Origin of the sequence: Robbsia andropogonis (genome assembly GCF_000970345.1) — a bacterium.
In the GTDB taxonomy this organism is placed as follows: domain Bacteria; phylum Pseudomonadota; class Gammaproteobacteria; order Burkholderiales; family Burkholderiaceae; genus Robbsia; species Robbsia andropogonis.
In genome coordinates, this window is the sequence record NZ_LAQU01000260.1 from 1 (window position 1) to 412 (window position 412).

Annotated in this window: 1 protein-coding gene; it reads left to right on the forward strand. The window is 57.5% G+C overall.

Features of this window, described 5'->3' with window-relative positions:
• Positions 1-412: IS6 family transposase (locus WM40_RS27430; protein ID WP_046154713.1), on the forward strand; the 412-nt coding region annotated here is incomplete at both ends.

Consider the following 412-nt stretch of genomic DNA (forward strand, 5'->3'; position numbering starts at 1 on the left):
ATGGTACTTTCGCTTCTCCCTGAGCTTGCGCGACATCGAAGAATTATTGCTCGAGCGCGGCGTGATCGTCAGCTACGAATCGATACGGCGGTGGTGCGATAAATTCGGGGCCCGGTTTGCCGCACATGTAAAGATCACCGGCCGTAGCGCCAAAACCTGGCATCTCGACGAAATGTTCGTGCGTCTGCGTGGTGAGCCGTACTGGCTATGGCGTGCCGTCGACGAACACGGCCGCGAACTCGACATCCTGTTGCAAAAGCATCGAGATACTGCCGCAGCCAAACAGTTCTTCAAGAGGCTTTTGCGCAACCACCCGGCACCGCAGGTCATCGTGACCGATCAGCTTCGTAGCTATCCGGCTGCCAAAGCCCAAGTGCCCGCGCTGGCCAAGACGAAGCACATCTTTGTACGG